This window comes from Streptomyces canus, assembly GCF_030816965.1.
In the GTDB taxonomy this organism is placed as follows: Bacteria; Actinomycetota; Actinomycetes; order Streptomycetales; family Streptomycetaceae; genus Streptomyces; species Streptomyces canus_E.
On record NZ_JAUSYQ010000002.1, the window covers coordinates 1,271,300 to 1,288,974 of the forward strand.

At 69.8% G+C, this 17,675-nt stretch carries 27 protein-coding genes and 2 pseudogenes; 5 read left to right on the forward strand and 24 right to left on the reverse strand.

Annotated features, from left to right (window positions below):
• Position 1: 1 nt before the first annotated feature.
• The 15 genes from QF027_RS06955 to QF027_RS07025 form a co-directional block, all read right to left on the reverse strand.
• A complete protein-coding gene (locus QF027_RS06955) occupies positions 2-844 on the reverse strand; it encodes a PD-(D/E)XK nuclease-like domain-containing protein (protein WP_307073441.1) in 843 nt (280 codons plus the stop codon).
• Positions 841-1,575, reverse strand: a complete 735-nt coding sequence (locus tag QF027_RS06960; RefSeq protein WP_307073443.1) for a 3'-5' exonuclease — start codon at positions 1,573-1,575, stop codon at positions 841-843. The genes QF027_RS06955 and QF027_RS06960 overlap by 4 nt, the downstream gene beginning before the upstream one ends.
• Positions 1,576-1,723: 148 nt before the next feature.
• On the reverse strand, positions 1,724-1,948 hold the full coding sequence (locus QF027_RS06965; RefSeq protein WP_307073445.1) for a hypothetical protein: 225 nt from the start codon (positions 1,946-1,948) through the stop codon (positions 1,724-1,726).
• Positions 1,949-2,266: a hypothetical protein gene (locus QF027_RS06970; protein ID WP_307073447.1), complete on the reverse strand. Its 318-nt coding sequence runs from the start codon at positions 2,264-2,266 to the stop codon at positions 1,949-1,951. It abuts the gene before it with no gap.
• Positions 2,266-2,622: a DUF6197 family protein gene (locus QF027_RS06975; RefSeq protein ID WP_307073449.1), complete on the reverse strand. Its 357-nt coding sequence runs from the start codon at positions 2,620-2,622 to the stop codon at positions 2,266-2,268. The genes QF027_RS06970 and QF027_RS06975 overlap by 1 nt, the downstream gene beginning before the upstream one ends.
• A 112-nt stretch (positions 2,623-2,734) precedes the next feature.
• Positions 2,735-2,956: a hypothetical protein gene (locus QF027_RS06980; RefSeq protein ID WP_307073451.1), complete on the reverse strand. Its 222-nt coding sequence runs from the start codon at positions 2,954-2,956 to the stop codon at positions 2,735-2,737.
• Entirely contained in the window at positions 2,956-3,210 is a 255-nt protein-coding gene (locus QF027_RS06985) for a hypothetical protein (RefSeq protein ID WP_307073453.1), read from the reverse strand. Before QF027_RS06985 ends, QF027_RS06980 begins: the two co-directional genes overlap by 1 nt.
• On the reverse strand, positions 3,210-3,410 hold the full coding sequence (locus QF027_RS06990) for a hypothetical protein (protein WP_307073455.1): 201 nt from the start codon (positions 3,408-3,410) through the stop codon (positions 3,210-3,212). Before QF027_RS06990 ends, QF027_RS06985 begins: the two co-directional genes overlap by 1 nt.
• A gap of 1 nt (position 3,411) precedes the next feature.
• Positions 3,412-3,717, reverse strand: coding sequence for a hypothetical protein (locus tag QF027_RS06995; protein ID WP_307073457.1), 306 nt, complete (start codon positions 3,715-3,717; stop codon positions 3,412-3,414).
• Complete coding sequence (locus tag QF027_RS07000) at positions 3,714-3,935, reverse strand: hypothetical protein (RefSeq protein ID WP_307073459.1); 222 nt, start codon at positions 3,933-3,935, stop codon at positions 3,714-3,716. Before QF027_RS07000 ends, QF027_RS06995 begins: the two co-directional genes overlap by 4 nt.
• A complete protein-coding gene (locus QF027_RS07005) occupies positions 3,932-4,339 on the reverse strand; it encodes a hypothetical protein (protein ID WP_307073461.1) in 408 nt (135 codons plus the stop codon). Before QF027_RS07005 ends, QF027_RS07000 begins: the two co-directional genes overlap by 4 nt.
• Entirely contained in the window at positions 4,336-4,938 is a 603-nt protein-coding gene (locus QF027_RS07010) for a hypothetical protein (protein ID WP_307073465.1), read from the reverse strand. Before QF027_RS07010 ends, QF027_RS07005 begins: the two co-directional genes overlap by 4 nt.
• On the reverse strand, positions 4,935-5,234 hold the full coding sequence (locus tag QF027_RS07015; RefSeq protein ID WP_307073467.1) for a hypothetical protein: 300 nt from the start codon (positions 5,232-5,234) through the stop codon (positions 4,935-4,937). The genes QF027_RS07010 and QF027_RS07015 overlap by 4 nt, the downstream gene beginning before the upstream one ends.
• A 107-nt stretch (positions 5,235-5,341) precedes the next feature.
• Positions 5,342-5,677, reverse strand: coding sequence for a hypothetical protein (locus tag QF027_RS07020; RefSeq protein ID WP_307073468.1), 336 nt, complete (start codon positions 5,675-5,677; stop codon positions 5,342-5,344).
• Between the two features lie 41 nt (positions 5,678-5,718).
• Positions 5,719-5,958: a helix-turn-helix domain-containing protein gene (locus tag QF027_RS07025; protein WP_307073470.1), complete on the reverse strand. Its 240-nt coding sequence runs from the start codon at positions 5,956-5,958 to the stop codon at positions 5,719-5,721.
• Between the two features lie 252 nt (positions 5,959-6,210).
• On the opposite strand from QF027_RS07025, the gene QF027_RS07030 reads away from it, so the two are divergent.
• The 3 genes from QF027_RS07030 to QF027_RS07040 all read left to right on the forward strand — a co-directional run bounded on the left by QF027_RS07030 (position 6,211) and on the right by QF027_RS07040 (position 8,667).
• Positions 6,211-6,645 (forward strand): hypothetical protein, encoded by a 435-nt coding sequence (locus QF027_RS07030; protein ID WP_307073472.1) that lies wholly within the window; start codon positions 6,211-6,213, stop codon positions 6,643-6,645.
• A gap of 159 nt (positions 6,646-6,804) precedes the next feature.
• Complete coding sequence (locus QF027_RS07035; protein WP_307073475.1) at positions 6,805-7,245, forward strand: hypothetical protein; 441 nt, start codon at positions 6,805-6,807, stop codon at positions 7,243-7,245.
• Positions 7,246-7,254: 9 nt separating this feature from the next.
• On the forward strand, positions 7,255-8,667 hold the full coding sequence (locus tag QF027_RS07040; protein ID WP_307073477.1) for a tyrosine-type recombinase/integrase: 1,413 nt from the start codon (positions 7,255-7,257) through the stop codon (positions 8,665-8,667).
• A 1-nt stretch (position 8,668) separates the two neighbouring features.
• On the opposite strand, the pseudogene QF027_RS07045 reads toward QF027_RS07040, so the two are convergent.
• Together QF027_RS07045 and QF027_RS07050 are read right to left on the reverse strand one after the other, a co-directional pair.
• A pseudogene (locus QF027_RS07045) lies at positions 8,669-9,058 on the reverse strand (DUF6397 family protein); the annotation flags it as partial.
• 125 nt (positions 9,059-9,183) lie between these two features.
• A complete protein-coding gene (locus tag QF027_RS07050) occupies positions 9,184-9,597 on the reverse strand; it encodes a roadblock/LC7 domain-containing protein (protein WP_306985104.1) in 414 nt (137 codons plus the stop codon).
• A gap of 94 nt (positions 9,598-9,691) precedes the next feature.
• Between QF027_RS07050 and QF027_RS07055 the strand changes: the two genes are divergently transcribed.
• On the forward strand, positions 9,692-10,120 hold the full coding sequence (locus QF027_RS07055) for a PPOX class F420-dependent oxidoreductase (protein ID WP_306985102.1): 429 nt from the start codon (positions 9,692-9,694) through the stop codon (positions 10,118-10,120).
• A gap of 29 nt (positions 10,121-10,149) precedes the next feature.
• Here the strand turns inward: QF027_RS07055 and QF027_RS07060 are convergent, their stop codons facing one another.
• From QF027_RS07060 to QF027_RS07080, 5 genes are all read right to left on the reverse strand, one after another.
• Positions 10,150-10,755 carry a GTP-binding protein gene (locus tag QF027_RS07060; RefSeq protein WP_057609868.1) on the reverse strand — a complete coding sequence of 202 codons (606 nt, stop codon included), beginning with the start codon at positions 10,753-10,755 and terminating at the stop codon, positions 10,150-10,152.
• Positions 10,756-10,953: 198 nt separating this feature from the next.
• On the reverse strand, positions 10,954-11,367 hold the full coding sequence (locus QF027_RS07065) for a DUF742 domain-containing protein (RefSeq protein ID WP_306985100.1): 414 nt from the start codon (positions 11,365-11,367) through the stop codon (positions 10,954-10,956).
• A gap of 22 nt (positions 11,368-11,389) precedes the next feature.
• A complete protein-coding gene (locus tag QF027_RS07070; RefSeq protein WP_373432405.1) occupies positions 11,390-11,863 on the reverse strand; it encodes a roadblock/LC7 domain-containing protein in 474 nt (157 codons plus the stop codon).
• Complete coding sequence (locus QF027_RS07075; RefSeq protein ID WP_306985098.1) at positions 11,860-14,385, reverse strand: sensor histidine kinase; 2,526 nt, start codon at positions 14,383-14,385, stop codon at positions 11,860-11,862. The genes QF027_RS07070 and QF027_RS07075 overlap by 4 nt, the downstream gene beginning before the upstream one ends.
• A gap of 64 nt (positions 14,386-14,449) precedes the next feature.
• Positions 14,450-15,223: an MHYT domain-containing protein gene (locus tag QF027_RS07080; protein ID WP_306985096.1), complete on the reverse strand. Its 774-nt coding sequence runs from the start codon at positions 15,221-15,223 to the stop codon at positions 14,450-14,452.
• Between the two features lie 153 nt (positions 15,224-15,376).
• Between QF027_RS07080 and QF027_RS07085 the strand changes: the two genes are divergently transcribed.
• Entirely contained in the window at positions 15,377-15,976 is a 600-nt protein-coding gene (locus tag QF027_RS07085; protein WP_306985093.1) for a class I SAM-dependent methyltransferase, read from the forward strand.
• A gap of 6 nt (positions 15,977-15,982) precedes the next feature.
• Here QF027_RS07085 and QF027_RS07090 read toward each other — a convergent pair.
• A pseudogene (locus tag QF027_RS07090) lies at positions 15,983-16,156 on the reverse strand (alpha/beta fold hydrolase); the annotation flags it as partial.
• Positions 16,157-16,307: 151 nt separating this feature from the next.
• Complete coding sequence (locus QF027_RS07095) at positions 16,308-17,669, reverse strand: FAD-dependent oxidoreductase (protein WP_307082308.1); 1,362 nt, start codon at positions 17,667-17,669, stop codon at positions 16,308-16,310.
• Positions 17,670-17,675: the final 6 nt, after the last annotated feature.

Below are 17,675 nucleotides of genomic sequence, written 5' to 3' on the forward strand. Positions count from 1 at the left end.
CCTAGGCGTACTGGCGCTCGACCCACGAGGGCAGCGCGGTCATCGGGCTGGGGAGGTAGCCGGGCCATTCGTCGTTCTCGCGGCAGATGGCGTAGGCGTTGAGGGCGACCGTGTTGAGGTGACGGCCGATCTCGCGGGCCATCGGGTCGCAGGTCGTGACGACCACCAGGTAGGGCGGTTCCTTCTCCTGTAGCACGAACAGGAACGGCTTCTCGGGGTCGATCACGTCGAGCGCGATGCCGGCGTCGAGGTAGTACTCCTGCTGCTGGTGATAGCCCCAGTCGTGGATGACCTTCGGCAGGTCGGTGGGGTTCGCGGACTTGGTGGTCTTGTAGTCGACGAGCTGGCCGTCGTGGCGCAGCCAGTCGAAGCGAGCCCGCCGCCAGATGCCGTTGTCCTCCCAGAACGCGGACTGTTCGGCGACGCCGGAGCCGGGCTCCAGGAGCGCCGCGGCCTCGTCGTCGGCGCGGAGCGCGGCGACCATGGCCTTGACCTGCTCCAGTTCGGACGGCTTGAGCGGCGTCTTGCCCTCGGCGCGGATCGCGGCGACCTCAGCCTTGACGGCGTTGGTGGTCCACTTCTCCGAGTCGACGACGACCAGTTCGGGCCCGTTGCCGAGCACGAGGGTGTGGGCGGCGGTGCCGAGGTCGAACTCCTTCTTCGGCGGCTGCGGGTGCTCGGACCAGTACTTGAACTTGGCGGGGCAGTCCTTGACCAGCTTGCGGGCGCCGGTCGAGGAGAGGCTGCCGCCAGGGATGGGGTCGCTGTGGTACAGCTCGGCGTCGATGTCGTACAGGCCCGGCTCGACCTCGGCCGGTGCCTCCACCTCCACTGCGGCGGTCACTGCTGGCCGACCTTGCTGAGCGCCTGGCCGGCCAGCTCCGCGAGCTGCTCGTCGCTGGCGGTGTAGAAGGCGTCGGCCTTGGTGATCGCGTCGTACACGTCGCGGGCCCACCGTGCGTCACCGAGCGCCGTGTGCGCGTCGTCCTTGGCCGGCGGCTCAATGCCCATCAGCCGCGAGAGGTCGTAGGACTTCCAGCCGTCTTCGAGGAGCCGGTCGGCGCGGGCGTAGAACTCGGCGTCGCAGCTCTGCTTAGTGAGGGTGTACGCCTGCCCGTACAGGTGACCGACCGCCATCGTCGCGATGTCGCGGGTGCGGTAGTGCCAGGCCGGGGTGGCACCCGCCTGCCGGAACAGCTTGGTCAGGAACCGCTCGTCGAATGCCGGGTTGGAGCCGACGAGGACGGAGCCGTCGAGGATCCCCATCAGGTCGAGCATCAGATCGCGGCCGGAGACGGGGCGGTCGGCGGGCGTGGCGTCGGTGGCGATGCGGACGGCGAGCTCGCCCTCGGGGACGGCGAACCGCTTGTGGTAGCCGTTGATGTCGAGGGCCTCGGGATCGGCTTCGGCGAGGCTGACGCGGATCTGCCACAGGTACTCGGTGTCGGGGTGGCCGGGCCGCCGGTGGATGACGGCGATCTCCCACGCGTCGTGGTGGTCGACGTCCAGGCCGGTGGTTTCGGTGTCGATGAACGCGAGGGGCCGTGGGGCCTTCGCGGGGCTGCTGGTGTTCATGGTTCTCCGTTTCAAGGTGTGGGGTGCCGGGCCCCGCCCTCGTTGGGGGGGGGAGGGAGGGCGGGGCCTCGGCTGCCGCGGAGCGCTTGGGGGGGGAGAGCTCGACGCGGCGGTCTTGGGTTGTTGGTCGGACGCCGGCGGCGGCGGGTCAGATGAGCAGGCCGGGCATGCGGGCCTGGTCGTGTGTGCGGTCGTCGGCCGAACAGATGAGCCGGTCGCCGTCCTTGGCCCAGCCGGTGCCGTCGTCGACCCATGCGGTGGCGGCCTCAGGGCTGTCGAAGTGGTAGGCCCACTCGGGGTCTTCGCCGTAGACGGCGCCGCAGTCGGGGATGTCGCAGGCGGCGATGTAGACGACCTTCTGCTTGACCGCCATCTAGGCCACCCCCGCGAGTTCGGCCGCAGCGATAACCGGGATCTCCTGGGTGCGCACGGCGTCGGCCTTCAGCTGCCGGTGCAGCCGCTCGATCTCCGCGTCGCGCTCCATCAGCTGCATGACCTGCCGCTGTACGAGCTGTTCGGCGAGGACAAGCTGCCCGTCGGCGATCTCGACCTGTGCGGCGAGGGCGCGGCATCGGGCGGTGACCGCCTTGAGTCGGCGCTGGTACCAGGTGAGATCCGCGCGAACCGTGCCGATCTCCTGCCGCAGCCGCAGGTTGTCGACGCCTGCCCGCCGCCGGCCCGTGCCGCGCATCACTCCTCGCCCCGAAGGCTGGCGGCGGTGTCGCGCAGCAACTTGGCGGCCTCGCGGTTCCCGTGGCCGCGGGCGTCGTTCCAGGTGACGATCGCGGCTTCGGGGATGCGGGCGAGGATGGCCTGCTCGGCAGCCCACACCCGCAGGTCGCGGCCGGTGTACACGGGTGTGCCGTGGGCGGCGATGTTGAGGGCCCCGATGATGTCGACCCGGCAGCCTGCGAGTTTGGTTCCGCCGGCGGCCTGCTTGGTGTCGTACAGGTATCGCTTGCAGTGCCCATTGGTGTCGATGACGTCGGCGGCCTTGTCGAGGAGTTCGGCGATCTCGGAGATGGCGGGCTCGGTTAGGGTGCTCACTGGTGCTCCTTGGGGGCGGCCGGGGTTTTGTCGAAGTGGCGGACGATGCGGATGACGGCCACCAGCCAGGCGGCGAGGGCGACCGCGGGAGCGGCCCAGAGCGCGGCGTCCATCACGGCCTCATTCCGATGGCGGCGAGGAGTTCGAGGACCTCGTCGCGGACGATCGGGTTGTGGGCGAGTTCGCGGCCTGCTTTGCGCGGGTCGGTGTCGTCGTCCGGGTGCGGGTGTTCGCCACCGACCTGGTCGGCGACTTGCAGCGCCGCGGCCCGCAGCTGCTTGCGCGTGAGCGGGCTGACCGTCAGGCCGCGCTGGTCAAGGTCCCGGCCGCCCATCACGCCTCCTGCTTGCTGATGCGGTCGCAGAAGGCCTCGTAGGACTCGGTGAATCCGCCGACGAGCGACGCCATGAAGTCGGTGTCGTCAGGGGCGGTTTCGCGGCCGGCCCAGGCCGCGATGCCCGGGACGGTGATGACGGCGCCGGTCTCGGATGCGGCAGCCAGGACAGTGCCGAGGGGGTCGACGGACGCGACTGGACGGGGCTTGCGGCCCAGCAGGCGGGTCACGGTGGCGACGATGCGGGAGGCCATCACGCTGCCTCCTGTTCGTGGAGGCGCAGCCAGGTGCGGCGCTGGTTGTAGCGGGCGTGGACGCGGTCGATCTGGTCGACGTACTCGGTGGTGGTCCACGGCTTCACGCCGCGGGCACGCCGGGCCATCTCGACGTCGACGCGGGCGATCGCGTCCTGCTCCAGGTCGTCCAGCGGGCGGGCCTCGATGACGGTCGCCATGTCAGGCCACCTCCGCCTCGGACTTGAGGCGGGCGATCTCCTCGCGGGCTGCGGCGAGCTCGTCAACGGCCGTGCGTTCACGCTCGACCTCGCCGACGATCTGGTCCCGCCATGCGGTGACGGACTTCAGGAACTCCTCGGCGATCTTCACCCGCTCCTCGGCGGTCACGCTCTGCCGCATCTGGAAGGAGATGTCGCCGGGGCCGTGCCAGCCGTCGGGCTCGACGTGCAGGACCGGGTTCGGCATGCCAGTGCCGCGCACGTTGGTCTTGCGGTCCAGGAACACGGTGATGTGGTACGCGCTCACGACGCCTCCTTGGTGCGGCGGTAGGTGGGGAGGGTGGCCAGGCGGGCGGCCCACTCGGCGTAGTCGGCGTCGACGGACACGGGCGCTTCGGGGTGGCCGAGCAGCCACTCGTCGAGGGCGTAGGCGAGACGATCCGACGGGGACTTGGTGTGAGCGGCAGCCACCTGCAGCGCCAACACCGGCAGAGGGACGTCGACGTGGGCGATCGGGCGGGTCATGACGTGGCCTCCCTCTGCTCGCCGGGGTGGGTCAGGTTGCGGACGGGCTTCCACGGGGGCTTGCCGGTGCCGGGGCACGGCTTGGACCAGCGGTAGCTGCGGGATCCCGAGTAGTCGCGGCCACTCCAGTGGTGGCGGCCCATCACGCCGTCGACGGTCATGGCTCGGTCCTGCATGCAGTGCTTGCACCAGCCGCGCGGCCGGACAGGCTCGGGCACGGGCGGGTAGACGATCCGGTAGCAGGGGTGGCCGACGGTGCGGCGCTTCTCGCCGTCGATGCGGAAGCGGAGGTAGCCGCCGCCGGCGCCGACGATCGTGGCGGGCTGGCCGTCGTACTCGATGCGCATGCCGTGGCGGGCAGGCACGTCGTAGGTGCGGCGGATCCACTCCATCGTGCTGGTCATGCGGCCACCTGCTTCCGGGCGGCGTCCCACACGTCGATGCCGTGGCGGATCGCGTAGCACGAGTGCAGGAAGCCCGGCGTGTAGTCGCTGAAGTCCCACTCCGAGAGGTCACCGAAGTCCCAGCCGTCGTAGCGGAAGTCCGCCAACGCCGCGCGGGCGCCGTACTCGTGGGCGATGTCACCCAACTCGAAGATCTCCCGGGTGACCTCAGCGCCGATACCGCGCGGGGCCTCGCCATCGCGGATCGAGTGGACGACGTACTGCTTCACCTGCCGCTCAAAGAGGTTCTCGTCGAACCCCTCGACCTCGTCGCGTCCGGCGCGGACCTTCTCCGACCAATAGCCGGGGTTGATCTGCCCGCTGAAGGCGGTGTTCCGGAACAGGTCGAACATGTCCGGGGTGGCGTCGATGTCGAAGTGGAACGTCCAGCCCGCCTTCACGACGAGGTTGTACGGCCACGTGATCAGCTCGAACGGGTGGCGGCTGAAAGGCGAGTCCGCCGTGCCCTCGAACCGCAGGTGCCGGTAGAGGCCGTCGTCGTGCAGGACCGTCATCTCGTGACGGGCGAACCGGGCAGCGATCTCCGGGTAGTCGGTCACCGGGCACCGCCCTCGTCGCAGGGCATGCTGCCACCACTGCAGGAGCAGAGCCCGTCGCGGGCGATGTAGCGCGCCTGCCCCCACGACAGAGTGCTGTGCTGCTTGCCGTAAGCCTCGAAGTCGGCGGCGATTCGATTGCGAACGTCCCGTTCAGCCTGGGCTCGGACTGCGATACGGAAGGCGTAAAGCAAGTCGGCTGCCTGATCGGACGAAACGCTGGGGTCGATGGCCGCGGCGAGATCGACGAAGGCCTGCGTGGTGCCGACAGGCTCAAGGTTCTGGGAAGATGAACTCACGGTTCACTCCTGTTTCTCTCAGGGATGTGTGGGTGGATCGGCGGCTCTTGGCCGCGGCGCCCCTGCTGCCGGTGTGTCAGAGCCCGGCGGTCGGGGCGTTTGCCGTCTCAGGCGGCGACGCGGGCCGGCTCGGCGCCCTCAGGCGACACCGTCCTGGTTGGCTTCCGGCGGGAGGTGAGGCGGGGCTCCGGGGGGCGGGAGTTGTGGGCGCGCTCAGCTTCGGCGGCGAGGCCGCTTTCAAGCTCTGCCTTGTTGAAGGCGTCGATTTCGGCGATCGAGTAGATGAGCCGGCCGTCCCGGCGTTGCCCCTGGGGGCCTTTGCCGGTCTGTCGCCGGTTCCAGAGGGTTCGGCGGGTGATGCTCATGCGTCGGGCCGCTTCGTCACTGAAGACGTAACCCTCGGGCGGATCGGGCTGGGTGCCGTCCTTTCGGGTCCTGGGCACGTGTTTTTCCTCCTGTGGGGGCTGATGTGGGGGACGGTTCGTCATTGAGGCATTGACGACGGGGGCACGAAAAGAACTAGCACCGTGACGCCGAGGGCCTCCACGACGCGGTGCGCTTCGTTGACGTCGAGCCAGTCCAGTTCCCCGCGCACGATGCGCTCGATCTTGGACTTGCTCACCTGGGCCGAAGCGGCAAGCTCCCGGATGCTGTAGGACTGGCCCCGACCTGGGTGTTCCATGATCTTCAAGAACGTTTCGAGGTCTCTCAGGACGTAGCGCACACTCAATGGATTTCCCCCGATTTGCGAGGTGCCTTTCGATACTTTGAACTTACCTGTCTCGACGACGATTCGTCAATGACTCAATGACGACCGGATGACCGGTATCGGCCAACACTTCGTCCGGATAGCATCAATCCGTAGACGCTTCGTCTCAGGTCCAGGAAGGTTGTACAGAGTGACCTGCTAGTTTCCTGGCTTCATCGCCTACACATAGAGACAGTCGGTGCGACAGTGACGCGAGAGGACGACGACATGACGGTCCCGGCCACGGCCCCCGAACCCGGTTCGGCCGCCGCCCAGACCCTTGGCGCGCTCTCCAAACTCATTCAGGACGCCAACGACGGCGGCCTCTCCTACCAGGACATGGCAGAGCGAGCCGTCGACCCGGATACGGGAACCCGCTACTACAAGCAGAACCTGCAAAAGCTCGTCCGGAACCCGCCCGTCAACCCGCCCACGCTGCCCCAGATGAAGGCCCTCGCCAACGCGCTCTCCAAGCCGCTGCGTATCATCCAGGCGGCCGTCGCCCGGCAGTGGCTGCAGTTCGAAGCGACCGAGTTGAGCGGTTACGACGAAGACACGCGAATCATCGTCGCGCACCTGGCCGGTCAGACACCCGCCGACAAACGGCGCTGGCGTCGCATGATCGAGGCTGACGAACGGGCTCGGCGTGAGGTGGACGAGTAACGCAACGACAGGTCACGCCTCGTCAACTGATCGCGAATGTCCGTAAGTAGACTTTTCTGCAACGGATTGTCGACGACTCTCGGTAGACGTACTCTGCACCAACCGTGCACATCCGGCCGTTCTGGCTCAACGTGCACCGTTGCCTCTGGGGAGGGTCGAATGCTGAGCGTCACGTATGAGGCTGTCAGTCTCGCGCGCGGGAGACTCGCAGACATCGATGAGGACCGCGGGCGTATACGGGTCCGGGTTGCCAAGACTGCGCCCCTCGCGGACGTAGTGCGGCAACTCAACATCGAGATAGACCACTTCCTGTCCACATCGCAGTTGTTCCAGCTGTGGAAGGACGAGATCGTAAGCCGGGCCACCCCCGACTGTTCACTCAGCATCATCCACCTCCTCCACCTTGAGCAGCCCGAGGGCATCGTGGTCCGCGAAAAGCGCGGCATCGTGACCACCCACATCGACCCGGCGCTCACAACGGAGCAGTTCGCGGCAGCCATGAATCCGGCCATCGAGGAGATCCTCGATGGGGGACAGTGGTTCCAGATGTACGCCGGGGAGATCATCGACATGTCCCCGGAGGAGCTCACTGAAGTCTGAGGGAGGGCCATGCCGGGCTACATCGAAGACCGCTGGCTGAAGAAGGGCCCGGACGGCAAGCGCAACGTCCGCACCGATCTCTACGGCGTCGGCAAGCGCTACAAGGTGGCAGGGATCCCCGGCGTGCGGGCCCGCTCGTTCCCCGACAAGCAGAAGAAGGCCGCCGAAGACTGGCTAGCGAAAGCCAAGACTGACAGTACGGCCGGCGAGTTCGTCGATCCGCGTGACGGCAACATGCTGTTGCGCGAGTACATCGAAAAGCATTGGTGGCCATCGCGTACCGGGGACCCCTCGACGCTTGAAGGGCTCAGCAGGAGGGTCCGCAACCAGATCCTCCCCTACCTCGGGGCGCAGCCGCTGCGGCAGATCAAGGTCGACAGCCTGCGGATGTGGCTCAAAGACCTCGAGGGCGTCATCTCGCCCGGAACCGCGGTCGTCGTGTGGGGCAACCTGAAGAACATCCTCGACTGCGCCGTCGATGACGAGCGCATCCGCAAGAACCCCTGCCGGGCCAAGACCATCAAAGCGCCGACGAAGCCGCCCACCATGGCGCGCGCCTGGACGCGCGAGCGGGTCGCAGCCGTACAAGCCGCGCTCCCTTCGCAGTATCAGATCCTCGTCGACATCGGCGCCGGGGCCGGTCTTCGGCATGGTGAAGCCCTGGCCCTCTCGGACGACGACATCGACTTCGAGGACGGCGTCATCCGCGTCCGCCGCCAGATCCGGCCCGTCTTCGGGAAGCTGGTCTTCTCGCTGCCCAAGGGCAACAAGACCCGCATTGTTCCGATGCCCGACCATCTCGCTGCCCGGATCGCCGAGCACATGGCCGCCTACCCGCCGCGTGAGGTGACGCTGCCATGGAAGGACCCGCGCCCCCCACAGACCAAGGTGGAGGAGAAGGAGCGTCGGCCGCAGACACACCGCCTGCTCGTGACCAACAGTCGCCACGCAGCAGTGCGGGTCAACATGTGGAACCACAACTACTGGAAGCGAGCCCTGGCTGCGGCGGGCGTCATTCCCGAGCCGACGAAGCGACAGCGCAAGAAGGGGTCGGGCTACGAGCTGGTCTACGGGCCTGGGCATGAGTACGGCTTTCACTGCCTCCGGCACACCTATGCGAGCGTGCAACTGGACTCGCGGGAGAATCCCGTGGCAGTCTCGAAGTGGCTCGGCCACGCCGATGCGGCGATCACGCTCAGGGTGTACGGACACTTCCTGCCCGACGCGGACGGCCGGGGCCGGCAGGCGATGGACACCTGGTTCGCTTCCTCCCCACCTACTTCTGCGCCATCCTCCCTGGACGCTCCCTGCGGCAAGATTACGGATGTCGGGGAGGCGGATTCCGCCTCCCCGGCGGAGGTTGACGAAGGCCGCGCCCACGGATCCGAAATGGCGTCTGACCTCGGTGAACATGCGGCTTAGCGACTGCCGTGAACTCCTCGAGTTCTTCGGCGAGATACAGCCACACCACGGCTCGGTACCGGTTGAGATAAAAGCGCACCGGCGAGAACAGGCCCAGGCGGGCCAGGCGGGTGAACCTGCCCGAAGGGACGTCCATGACCTTCGCGCCCTCGGTGGTGCCCACGACCCGCACGCGCTGAAGCAGCGAGTCGGGAAAGCCGTCCGTCGCCCGCAGCCGGTCGATCTCGGAGCTGGTGACGCGTCGCCCCCCGCCTCCTTCGTCGGGCACGGTCCGGATCTGTCCGAGGTGCACCGCGAGGTCGAACTCGCTTCGCTTCAGGCCCAGTTCCCGGGCGGCTCGGCTGGGTGTGTGCGGCTGGTGATGGCGTTGGGTGATCAGACTGCCCGACATGGTCGCTCTCCCCGTGGAGTCATCGCTCACGCTGTGTGCGCTCGCCGTGACAGAAACCGTAGCCGGTGGGGCGAGATGTGCGGCGAGCCTGTGGATAACTCCTCGCGGACCAAGGAACGCGCAGGTCAGAGGTCTTGCGCCGGGCTCCGCTCGGGCTGGCGGGCGTCCACGTCGAGGTGCTCGCCGACCCGGTTGACGAGCAGCGTCATCTCGTAGGCGATCTGGCCGATGTCGGCGTCCGAGCCGCTGAGCACGCACAGGCAACTGCCGGTGCCCGCCGCGGTGACAAAGAGCACCGCGTCGTCGAACTCGATCATCGTCTGCCGTACTTTGCCCGCGCCGAAGTGGCGTCCAGAGCCTTTGGCCAGGCTGTGCAGTCCGGACGAGACGGCGGCGAGATGTTCCGCGTCCTCGCGGCGCAGCCCCGTGCTGGCGCCCGTGACCAGTCCGTCGTTGGACAGCACCAACGCGTGCCGCACATGGTCGACGCGCTCGGTCAGATCGTCCAGCAGCCAGCCGAGCCCCTGCTTCTCCGGCATGTGTCCCGTCTCCCCGTGTGACGTCTCCTCCTGGCCGGAGGATCTCCACACAAGCCTTCCCCACGGCTGTCAGCGGGGCAAGGAGAATGGGGACATGGCACAGAAGATGACCGATGAGGAATGGCGGGAGTTCGTCTCGCACGGCACCCGCACCGGCAAGCTGTCGACCGTCCGGGCCGACGGGAGCCCGCATGTGGCACCGATCTGGTTCGTACTCGACGGTGACGAGGTGGTGTTCAACACCGGCAAGGCCACCGTGAAGGGGCGCAACCTGGCGCGGGACGGGCGCGTTGCCCTGTGTGTGGACGACGACCGGCCGCCCTTCGACTATGTGGTGCTCCGTGGCCAGGCCCGGCTGTCGGAGGATCTCGACGAGGTCAGGCACTGGGCAGGGCGGATCGGGGCGCGGTACATGGGCGAGGAACGGGCCGAGGAGTTCGGCGCCCGCAACGGCGTTCCGGGAGAACTCCTCGTCCGCGTGAAGATAGACAGGGTGCTGGCGGAGAAGGCCGTCGCGGAGTGACGCGCGTGTGAGTGGGCCCCTCCCCTTGGTCAGCCCACCGAGTCGAGCAGCCGGGCGGTGTGCATCCGCCCGGCGTACTCGACCAGTCGGATCAGCACCTCCTTGCCCGAGTCACGGTCCCGCGCGTCGCACAGCACCACGGGTGTGCCCTGGTCGAGGTCGAGAGCGCGCGAGACGTCGTGGGCGCCGTAGGTGCGGGCACCGGTGAAGCAGTTGACGGCCACCACGAAGGGGATGTGCCGGTGCTCGAAGTAGTCCACGGCCGGGAAACAGTCCTCCAGGCGCCGGGTGTCGGCGAGGACGACGGCGCCCAGGGCTCCTTGCGACAACTCGTCCCACAGGAACCAGAAGCGGTCCTGCCCCGGGGTGCCGAAGAGGTAGAGGGACAGGCCGGAGCGGATGGTGATGCGTCCGAAGTCCATGGCGACCGTGGTGGTGACCTTCTGGTCCACACCGTCGGTGTCGTCCACCAACTGGCCCGCCTCGCTGAGCAGTTCCTCCGTGCGGAGCGGCCTGATCTCGCTGACGGCGCCCACCAGGGTGGTCTTGCCCACGCCGAACCCGCCGGCGACCAGTATCTTCAGCGCGAGGGCGGTCGTCTCGCCGCCCTGGGCATCGGAGTTCTCGGAGACCATCGATCACTTCTCTCGGGAGGGCCGGCACCGGGCGGCGACGTCGGTAGGGGGTCGCGAAGGCAGCATCATGACAACTGGAGCTCCACATCGAGTGGTTGGACCGCTTCTTGCCCTTTGTGACCGACTCGCACCCGATCGGTGTCGGCAAGGGTGCACGAGTCGGTGCCGTACTGGACCGCGGTGGTTCTGAACGTTCATCTACAGCGCCCGGAGCCCTTCGATCACCTCGCGCAGAATGCGTTCGTCGGGCAGCTGCGCGGGCGGCACCGGGCGGCTGACGGTGACACAGCCGAGTTCCAGGAGGTCTCCCAGGAGCACCCTGACCACACCCACGGGCAGGTCGGCGCCCGCGGACAGTTCCGCCACCGACTGCGTCTCCGTGCGGCACAGGTCGATCAGGGCACGATGTTCGGGCCCGAGCGCCGTGTCCTCGCCGGCTCCGGGCGCGCCCATGTCCAAGGTGACAAGGGCGATCAGGTCGAACCGCACCCCGGTGGGGCCGGGTTTGGTGCGTCCGCCCGTCATCGCGTAGGGGCGGACGAGGGGCCCGGCCTCGCCGTCGTACCACTGGCTGCCCGGTTCGTACGGGACGCCCTCCATGTCCTCGGTCATCTGAGCCGACCGCCCTTCCCTCTCATCCTGCCGCGGGGGGCCGCGCGCCCACGCGCGGTGGCGTGTAGAGGTGCTCGCCGACCCGCTTGACCAGCCGTGCCATCTCGTAGGCGACCAGTCCTATGTCCGGGGTCACAGCGGTAAGGACGGCGAGACAGGAGCCGTCTCCCGCGGCGGCCACGAACAGGAAGCCGTCGTCCATCTCGACCATGGTCTGGCGCACTCCCCCGGCGCCGAAGTGCCGGCCCGCCCCCTTGGCCAGGCTGTGGAAGCCGGAGGAGACCGCGGCGAGGTGTTCCGCGTCCTCGCGGCGCAGGTCCGTCGAGGCCCCCACGGCGAGGCCGTCGTTGGAGAGCACCACGGCATGCCGTACCTCGCTCACCCGCAGCACCAAGTCGTCCAGCAGCCAGTCGAGTTCGCCGGACCTTCCCCACTCTTGGCTTCGCTCGCGCGGAGGGGCTCCCATGTCGGCCCCCGTACTCGGGTCCTGGATCATCCTCGGTCTCCTTCGCTGCTGTCTCTGCCCGCTGGGGAATCAGGGGTGGAACCACGGCCGGGCCGCCTGCCGCCGCCGCGCGCCCAGCCGTCGCGGTACGCCGCCATCCGGTCCCGGACCATCTCGGGTGTACGGCCGTCGTCGTCCCGGCCGGCGGCTGCCGGGGCCGGTTCCTCGGAGCGCTGTTCGCGCAGCTGGGGAGCGAGGTGCGCCTGCCGTACCCGGCGGGGTAGGTCGTCGGACTCCTCCGGCTCGTCGGGCGGGCGGTGCAGACGCAGGGCGGTGACTCCGGAGGGCGGTGTGTCGGTCGTTCCCCGGTCCGCCGAGACCGTCAGGGGAGCCACCAGGGCGGGCCGCTCCGCCGGGGCGGGGACGGAGTCCTGGTCCCGTTCGGCGGCCGCCACGCGCGCGTACTCGCGTTCCGTGGGCCGTTCCCGGTCCCCGGCCTTGGCGGGGGAACGTTCCGCCGCCTTGATGTGCAGCAGCGCCGTGGGCAGCAGGACGACCGCGGTGGTGCCGCCGTAGGGCGAGGTGCGCAGGTGCACCTTGATGCCGTGCCGGGCCGCGAGCCTGCTGACCACGAACAGACCGAGCCGGTCGCTGTCGAACAGGTCGAGCGCCTCGGACTGCTCGATGCGGCGGTTGGCCTCCGCGAGAGTCTCCTTGCCCATGCCCAGACCGCGGTCCTCGACCTCGACGGCGTAGCCGTTGCCGACGGGTTCGCCGGTGACCCGCACGCGTGTGTGGGGCGGTGAGAACTGTGCGGCGTTCTCGATGATCTCGGCCAGCAGGTGGGTGAGGTCGGCGACCGCCGCGCCGACGACGGAGGCGTCGGGCAGCTGACGCACCTCCACGCGCGCGTAGTCCTCGACCTCGGAGACGGCCGCGCGGACCACGTTGGTCAGCGACACCGGCATGCGCCAGGCGCGGCCGGGTGCCGCTCCGGAGAGGATGATCAGACTCTCCGCGTGGCGACGCATGCGGGTCGTGAGGTGGTCTAGCCGGAAGAGGTCGCTCAGTTCGTTCGGGTCGTCGGAGCGGCGCTCCATGCTGTCGAGCAGGCTCAGCTGGCGGTGGACCAGGACCTGGCTGCGGCGGGCGAGATTGACGAAGACCCCGGAGATGCCGCTGGCGAGTTCGGCGCGTTCCACGGCGGCCCGCAGTGCCGCGCGGTGCACGGTGGTCAGGGCCTCGGCGACCTGACCGGCCTCGTCCTCCGCGGGCGGCCCTGGTGGGGCCTCGGACTGAATGTCGATCTCGTCGCCGGCCCGCAGCCTCCCCATGGCCTCGGGCAGCTTGCGGCGGGCGATCTCGAGGGCGCTGTTGCGCAGGCTCACCAGTTCGACGACGAGTCCGCGCCCGATACGCACGGAGATGACGAGCGACGCGGCGACGGCCATCAGACCGAGCAGGACCGCGGCGCCGGCCGGGGTGAGCAGCCCCCGGGTGAACGGGTCGGCGCGGTGGGCGACACCGCTGCCCGCCGCCTGTTCGACGGTCCGCATGCCGCTCTGCACGCGCGTGTGTGCCGCCTGCCAGGTGGCCTGCGGCGTCGACTCGACGGCGCGGCCACCGGGGCCGGCTGCGAGGGTTCGGTCCTCGGCGGCGGTCACGGTGGCATAGGCACCGCTGTCGGCGACCTTCTGCCAGGCGGCGCGGTCGGAGCCGCGCAGGTCGGCCACGGCGCCCTCGGTGAGGGCCCGGCGGGTGTCGACTGCTCCGGTGAACAGCCGCAGCCGCTCACCGGCGAGCACGCCCGCCAGGCGCGCGCTGGCCAGCACGACGTCCTCCTGGGCCAGCGACTCGCCGGCACGGGAGAACTCGAGCAGCACGCGCGCGTCGGAGCCGAGGTCGGCGTCCTGGATGCCGGTGAGGGCACCGCCCACCGCGAAGGCACCGGCGATGGTTTTGGTGTAGCGACCGTACGTCTCGTCCCATCCGGCACTGCGGTCCAGAACGGCGGTGCGCAAGGAGCGCAGTTGTTCGGCGCCGGTCACGAAGACTTCGAGCCGCTGGGCGACTCCGGCAGGCAGTTCCTCGCTGTCGGCGACGGTGTTGCCGTCACCGAGCCGCAGCCGTGCCACGGCCTGGTCGGTGCGCTCGGCGAGCTTGCGGAGGTCGTCGCTCTGCGCGGCGGACGGGTCGGTCGCGTAGCGGACCGCGGCGGCACGCTCCGCCTGGAGCGCGGTCACGGCATCGGTGACGGGCGAGCGGACGGCGTCGTCCACGCGCTGCAACTGGCGCAGCCGGGCCACGTCCTGGGCGGTGGTGACCGTGGCGTACGCCCAGAGGGCGAGCAGCGAGACGACGGGCACCATGAGCAGGCAGACGATCTTGGCGCGGACCGTCCGGGGACGTATCCGCCAGTGCCCCGTACGCACGGGTATGTCCTCCGGCAGGGGGCCCGCCGGGTCGTCCGGGCTTTCGTCGGCCGGTCGTCCGGCATGTGCGCGTCGCCCGCGCGCGGGTGTCTGGAGCGGCGTCTCGGCGCCGCCTGTGGGGGTCCTACGCGGTGTACGCATGGCCTCCTCGCTCGGGAGAGTGGTTCGGGGGCGTGTCGTCGGGCCGTCCGGCCCGGATCCGCCGCTAGGAGGGGATGCTCTCGACCGCGCGCTGGGCCGAGGCGGATGCCTCACGCTCTCCCGTCGTGGGCGACAGGGCGACGAAGGCCGAGGTCAGGAACAGGTAGGAGCCGAGACCGACGGCGAGCGGGAAGATGAACTGCATCGCCGTGGCCCCGGGCAGGACGGCACCGGAGGGCGAGACCCGCACACTCACCGCGAACATCCCGGTGTAGTGCATGCTGCTGACCGCGGCGCCCATGATGAGGGAGGCGATGGTGACGGCGACAGGCGACTTGATGTTGAGCGCCGCCCACAGGGCCGCCGTCGCCGCGACGACGGCGATGAGGACGGAGAGTCCGACCAGCGCCGGGTCGTAGTCGACGTCGCCGTGCAACCGTACGGCCGCCATGCCCAGGTAGTGCATGCTCGCCACGCCCAGGCCGGTGGTGAGCCCGCCCAGGAAGAGCGCGCGGACCCGGTCACGGCTGTAGCCGACCGCGAAGACCCCTGCGGAGACGACGACCATCGCGACCAGGAGGCTCGCGATGGTCATTGGTACGTCGTAGCGGATGTCGGTACCGCTGACGCTGAAGCCGAGCATGGCCACGAAGTGCATGGTCCAGATGCCGGTGCCGATGGCCGAGGCCGCGGTGATGAGCCAGTTGCGGCGCGAACGCCCGGTGGCGCCGAGCGCGCGGACGGTACAGCGCAGGCCGAGCGCGGCGCCGATACAGGCCATGACGTACGAGAGCGTGGGCGTCAGCCAGCCCAGGGCAGCGTGGTCCAGGTGTCCCATGGCCAGGGGACGCTAGCGGGGGCAGGGGCGCACAAAGAGGGCGTATTTCGAAAGGTGTTGCAATATGGCGCAGAGATGCATCTGAACGATCGCGTCACGCTCGAACGTGTGCGCACGAGCCCTCATCCGTGTCGGTGAGGGATCATGCGGAACATGAGCGACGACCACACACACGTCCAGGAGTTCTTCTCGGCCCGTGCCGCCGACTGGGACAGCCGGTTCCCGGACGACGGTCCGGCCTACGCCGCCGCGGTCGCGGAGCTCGGGCTGTGCGTCGGCGACCGCGTGCTCGACGCGGGCTGCGGCACCGGGCGAGCCCTGCCGCCCCTACGTGCGGCCGTGGGGCCCTCGGGAGTGGTCGTGGGGGCCGATCTGACCCCGGCCATGCTGGAGGCCGCCGTACGGGCCGGACGGGATCGGGACGGGCATTTGCTGCTCGCCGACGTGGCCGCGCTGCCGCTCCGCTCGCGGTCGCTCGACGCCGTCTTCGGAGCGGGCCTGGTCTCCCATCTGCCCCGACCGGCCGAGAATCTGCGCGAGTTGGCCCGGGTGGTGCGGCCCGGTGGCGTCCTGGCCCTGTTCCACCCGATCGGCAGGGCGGCGCTCGCCGCACGCCAGGGGCGGCAGATCACCCCGCAGGACCTGCGCGCGGAGCCCAACCTCCGTCCGCTGCTGGCCGGTTCGGGCTGGCGCATGACGTCGTACGCCGACGAGGACGCCCGCTTTCTGGCTCTGGCCGTCCGCGAGGGCTGACCGGGCTCACTTCGTCCCGGCGACCGCCGCGACGAAGGCGTAGGGGTTGTCGAGCATGACGTTGTGCCCCGCGCCGGGGGCGGTCACCACCCGCACTCGTGTCGCCTCCAGCGCCTTTCGCCCCTCCAGTTCACCGCTGAGTTCGCTCTGGAGGTACACGCGGTCGATGGACAGCCCTTCCCTTCCGGCGCGGTGTGCTGACCGTCGCACGCGCCACTTGCCGAGTTCAGCCGGCTGCGGGCGACGACCGCGCCACTCCACACGGCCTCTTCGCAGGCGTGGGCCATGCGCTGGAGGATCCGCACCGGAACGCACAGCCCGAGTGAGCTGATCACTGCGCCCGGGACCCGGACTCCTCCGGTGCCGCGGGCGGCTCGCTGGGCGTCGGCGCGGGTGGCCGGAACAGGACGGCCCGGGCCACCGGCGGGGCGAACAGGGCGGTGACGGGTGCGGACAGGGTCAGCACGGCACGGAAGGCCCGCCCCACGACAGGGTCGCCCGGGGCCCGGTCCTGGACGCGGCTCAGGTACCAGCCGGCGACCTGGTCCGCGGGCCCACCGTCGGTCGCCGTGCCGACCGCGCCCGGCATCTTGCGGTCCGCCCCGGCGGAGATGTCCCACGCCAGCCGGGACGCCGCAAGGAGCGCCTGCTGCACGCGCCGTGTCGTGGGCGTCCGGCGCCGGTCGGCCAGCGCGTCCCGCAGGGCGACCGCGCTCATCGCGGCGACGGCCATGCCCTGCCCGTAGATCGGGTTGAAGGTGCACAGGGCGTCGCCGGTGGCGAGGAATCCTGCCGGATGGCCGGGAAGGTCGTAGCGGCGGCGGATGTTCGCGGTCCGTCGGAAGCCGAAGGCCGGGGAAAGCGGTTCGGCCTCCTCCAGCCACCGGTGCAGGAGCGGATGCGGCAACCTCTTGGCGTACGTCACGAACTCGTCGTCGTCCGTGGGCGGTTCGTCGCCTCGCAGGCCCGAGACGATCACCAGGTGACTGCCGTCCTCCAGCGGCAGTGCGCCACCGGCATGCACCTGCTCGGGGTCGGGATAGGCGTAGTAGCCGCGGGTCTCGCCGTCGAGGGCGCCGTTCGTGCCACGGTAGACGCGGGAGGCGTAGGCGAGTCCCGTGTCGATGGTCTCCTCCTGCGGGCCCTCGGCGCCGATCGCCGCAAGCCACTGCGGAGCCTTCGTGCCGCTGCCGGAGGCGTCGACGACCAGATCCGCCACCAGCGGCCGGGACTCCGCGCGGGCGTCGCCGGAACGGTCCCGCACCAGCACACCTCGCACGCGCGAGGCGTCACCGAGGAACCCGACGACGTCGGTTCCCTCCAGCACGCTGATCACCGGGTTGGCGAGAACCCGCCGCCGCACCAGGTCCTCCAGTTGCGCACGGGAACCGGTGTAGATGTGGGTCGTCGCGGGCAGCCGGCGGAACCAGCGGCCGGCCTGCCACATCACCATGTCCGACGGCATGCCCACCCGAGGCGCGCCCGCCTCCCGCAGCTCTGCCAGGAACCCCGGCAGCAGCGACTCCATGGCCACCTGTCCGCCCTGCAGCAGAACGTGCGGATGCCGGCCCTGCGGCACGCCGGGCCGCGGCTCGGGGCCGTCCGGCAACCGGTCGCGCTCGACGACCGTCACTCGGTCGGCGTGCCCGGCCAGGACGTGTGCCGCGAGAAGCCCTGCGAGGCTCCCGCCCACGACGAC

Excerpts from the sequence above, each read along its gene's own strand:
- QF027_RS07050 (WP_306985104.1), bottom strand. The coding sequence starts at position 9,597 with ATGCCGGAGAAGCAGGGGCTCGGCTGGCTGCTGGACGATCTGACCGAG.
- QF027_RS07060 (WP_057609868.1), bottom strand. The coding sequence starts at position 10,755 with ATGGTCTCCGAGAACTCCGATGCCCAGGGCGGCGAGACGACCGCCCTC.
- QF027_RS07085 (WP_306985093.1), top strand. The coding sequence starts at position 15,377 with ATGAGCGACGACCACACACACGTCCAGGAGTTCTTCTCGGCCCGTGCC.
- QF027_RS06980 (WP_307073451.1), bottom strand. The coding sequence starts at position 2,956 with ATGGGCGGCCGGGACCTTGACCAGCGCGGCCTGACGGTCAGCCCGCTC.
- QF027_RS06960 (WP_307073443.1), bottom strand. The coding sequence starts at position 1,575 with ATGAACACCAGCAGCCCCGCGAAGGCCCCACGGCCCCTCGCGTTCATC.
- QF027_RS07030 (WP_307073472.1), top strand. The coding sequence starts at position 6,211 with ATGACGGTCCCGGCCACGGCCCCCGAACCCGGTTCGGCCGCCGCCCAG.
- QF027_RS07080 (WP_306985096.1), bottom strand. The coding sequence starts at position 15,223 with ATGGGACACCTGGACCACGCTGCCCTGGGCTGGCTGACGCCCACGCTC.
- QF027_RS06990 (WP_307073455.1), bottom strand. The coding sequence starts at position 3,410 with ATGGCGACCGTCATCGAGGCCCGCCCGCTGGACGACCTGGAGCAGGAC.
- QF027_RS07065 (WP_306985100.1), bottom strand. The coding sequence starts at position 11,367 with ATGACCGAGGACATGGAGGGCGTCCCGTACGAACCGGGCAGCCAGTGG.
- QF027_RS07070 (WP_373432405.1), bottom strand. The coding sequence starts at position 11,863 with ATGATCCAGGACCCGAGTACGGGGGCCGACATGGGAGCCCCTCCGCGC.
- QF027_RS07035 (WP_307073475.1), top strand. The coding sequence starts at position 6,805 with ATGCTGAGCGTCACGTATGAGGCTGTCAGTCTCGCGCGCGGGAGACTC.
- QF027_RS07055 (WP_306985102.1), top strand. The coding sequence starts at position 9,692 with ATGGCACAGAAGATGACCGATGAGGAATGGCGGGAGTTCGTCTCGCAC.
- QF027_RS07040 (WP_307073477.1), top strand. The coding sequence starts at position 7,255 with ATGCCGGGCTACATCGAAGACCGCTGGCTGAAGAAGGGCCCGGACGGC.
- QF027_RS06985 (WP_307073453.1), bottom strand. The coding sequence starts at position 3,210 with ATGGCCTCCCGCATCGTCGCCACCGTGACCCGCCTGCTGGGCCGCAAG.
- QF027_RS07000 (WP_307073459.1), bottom strand. The coding sequence starts at position 3,935 with ATGACCCGCCCGATCGCCCACGTCGACGTCCCTCTGCCGGTGTTGGCG.
- QF027_RS07075 (WP_306985098.1), bottom strand. The coding sequence starts at position 14,385 with ATGCGTACACCGCGTAGGACCCCCACAGGCGGCGCCGAGACGCCGCTC.
- QF027_RS07005 (WP_307073461.1), bottom strand. The coding sequence starts at position 4,339 with ATGACCAGCACGATGGAGTGGATCCGCCGCACCTACGACGTGCCTGCC.
- QF027_RS06970 (WP_307073447.1), bottom strand. The coding sequence starts at position 2,266 with ATGCGCGGCACGGGCCGGCGGCGGGCAGGCGTCGACAACCTGCGGCTG.
- QF027_RS06965 (WP_307073445.1), bottom strand. The coding sequence starts at position 1,948 with ATGGCGGTCAAGCAGAAGGTCGTCTACATCGCCGCCTGCGACATCCCC.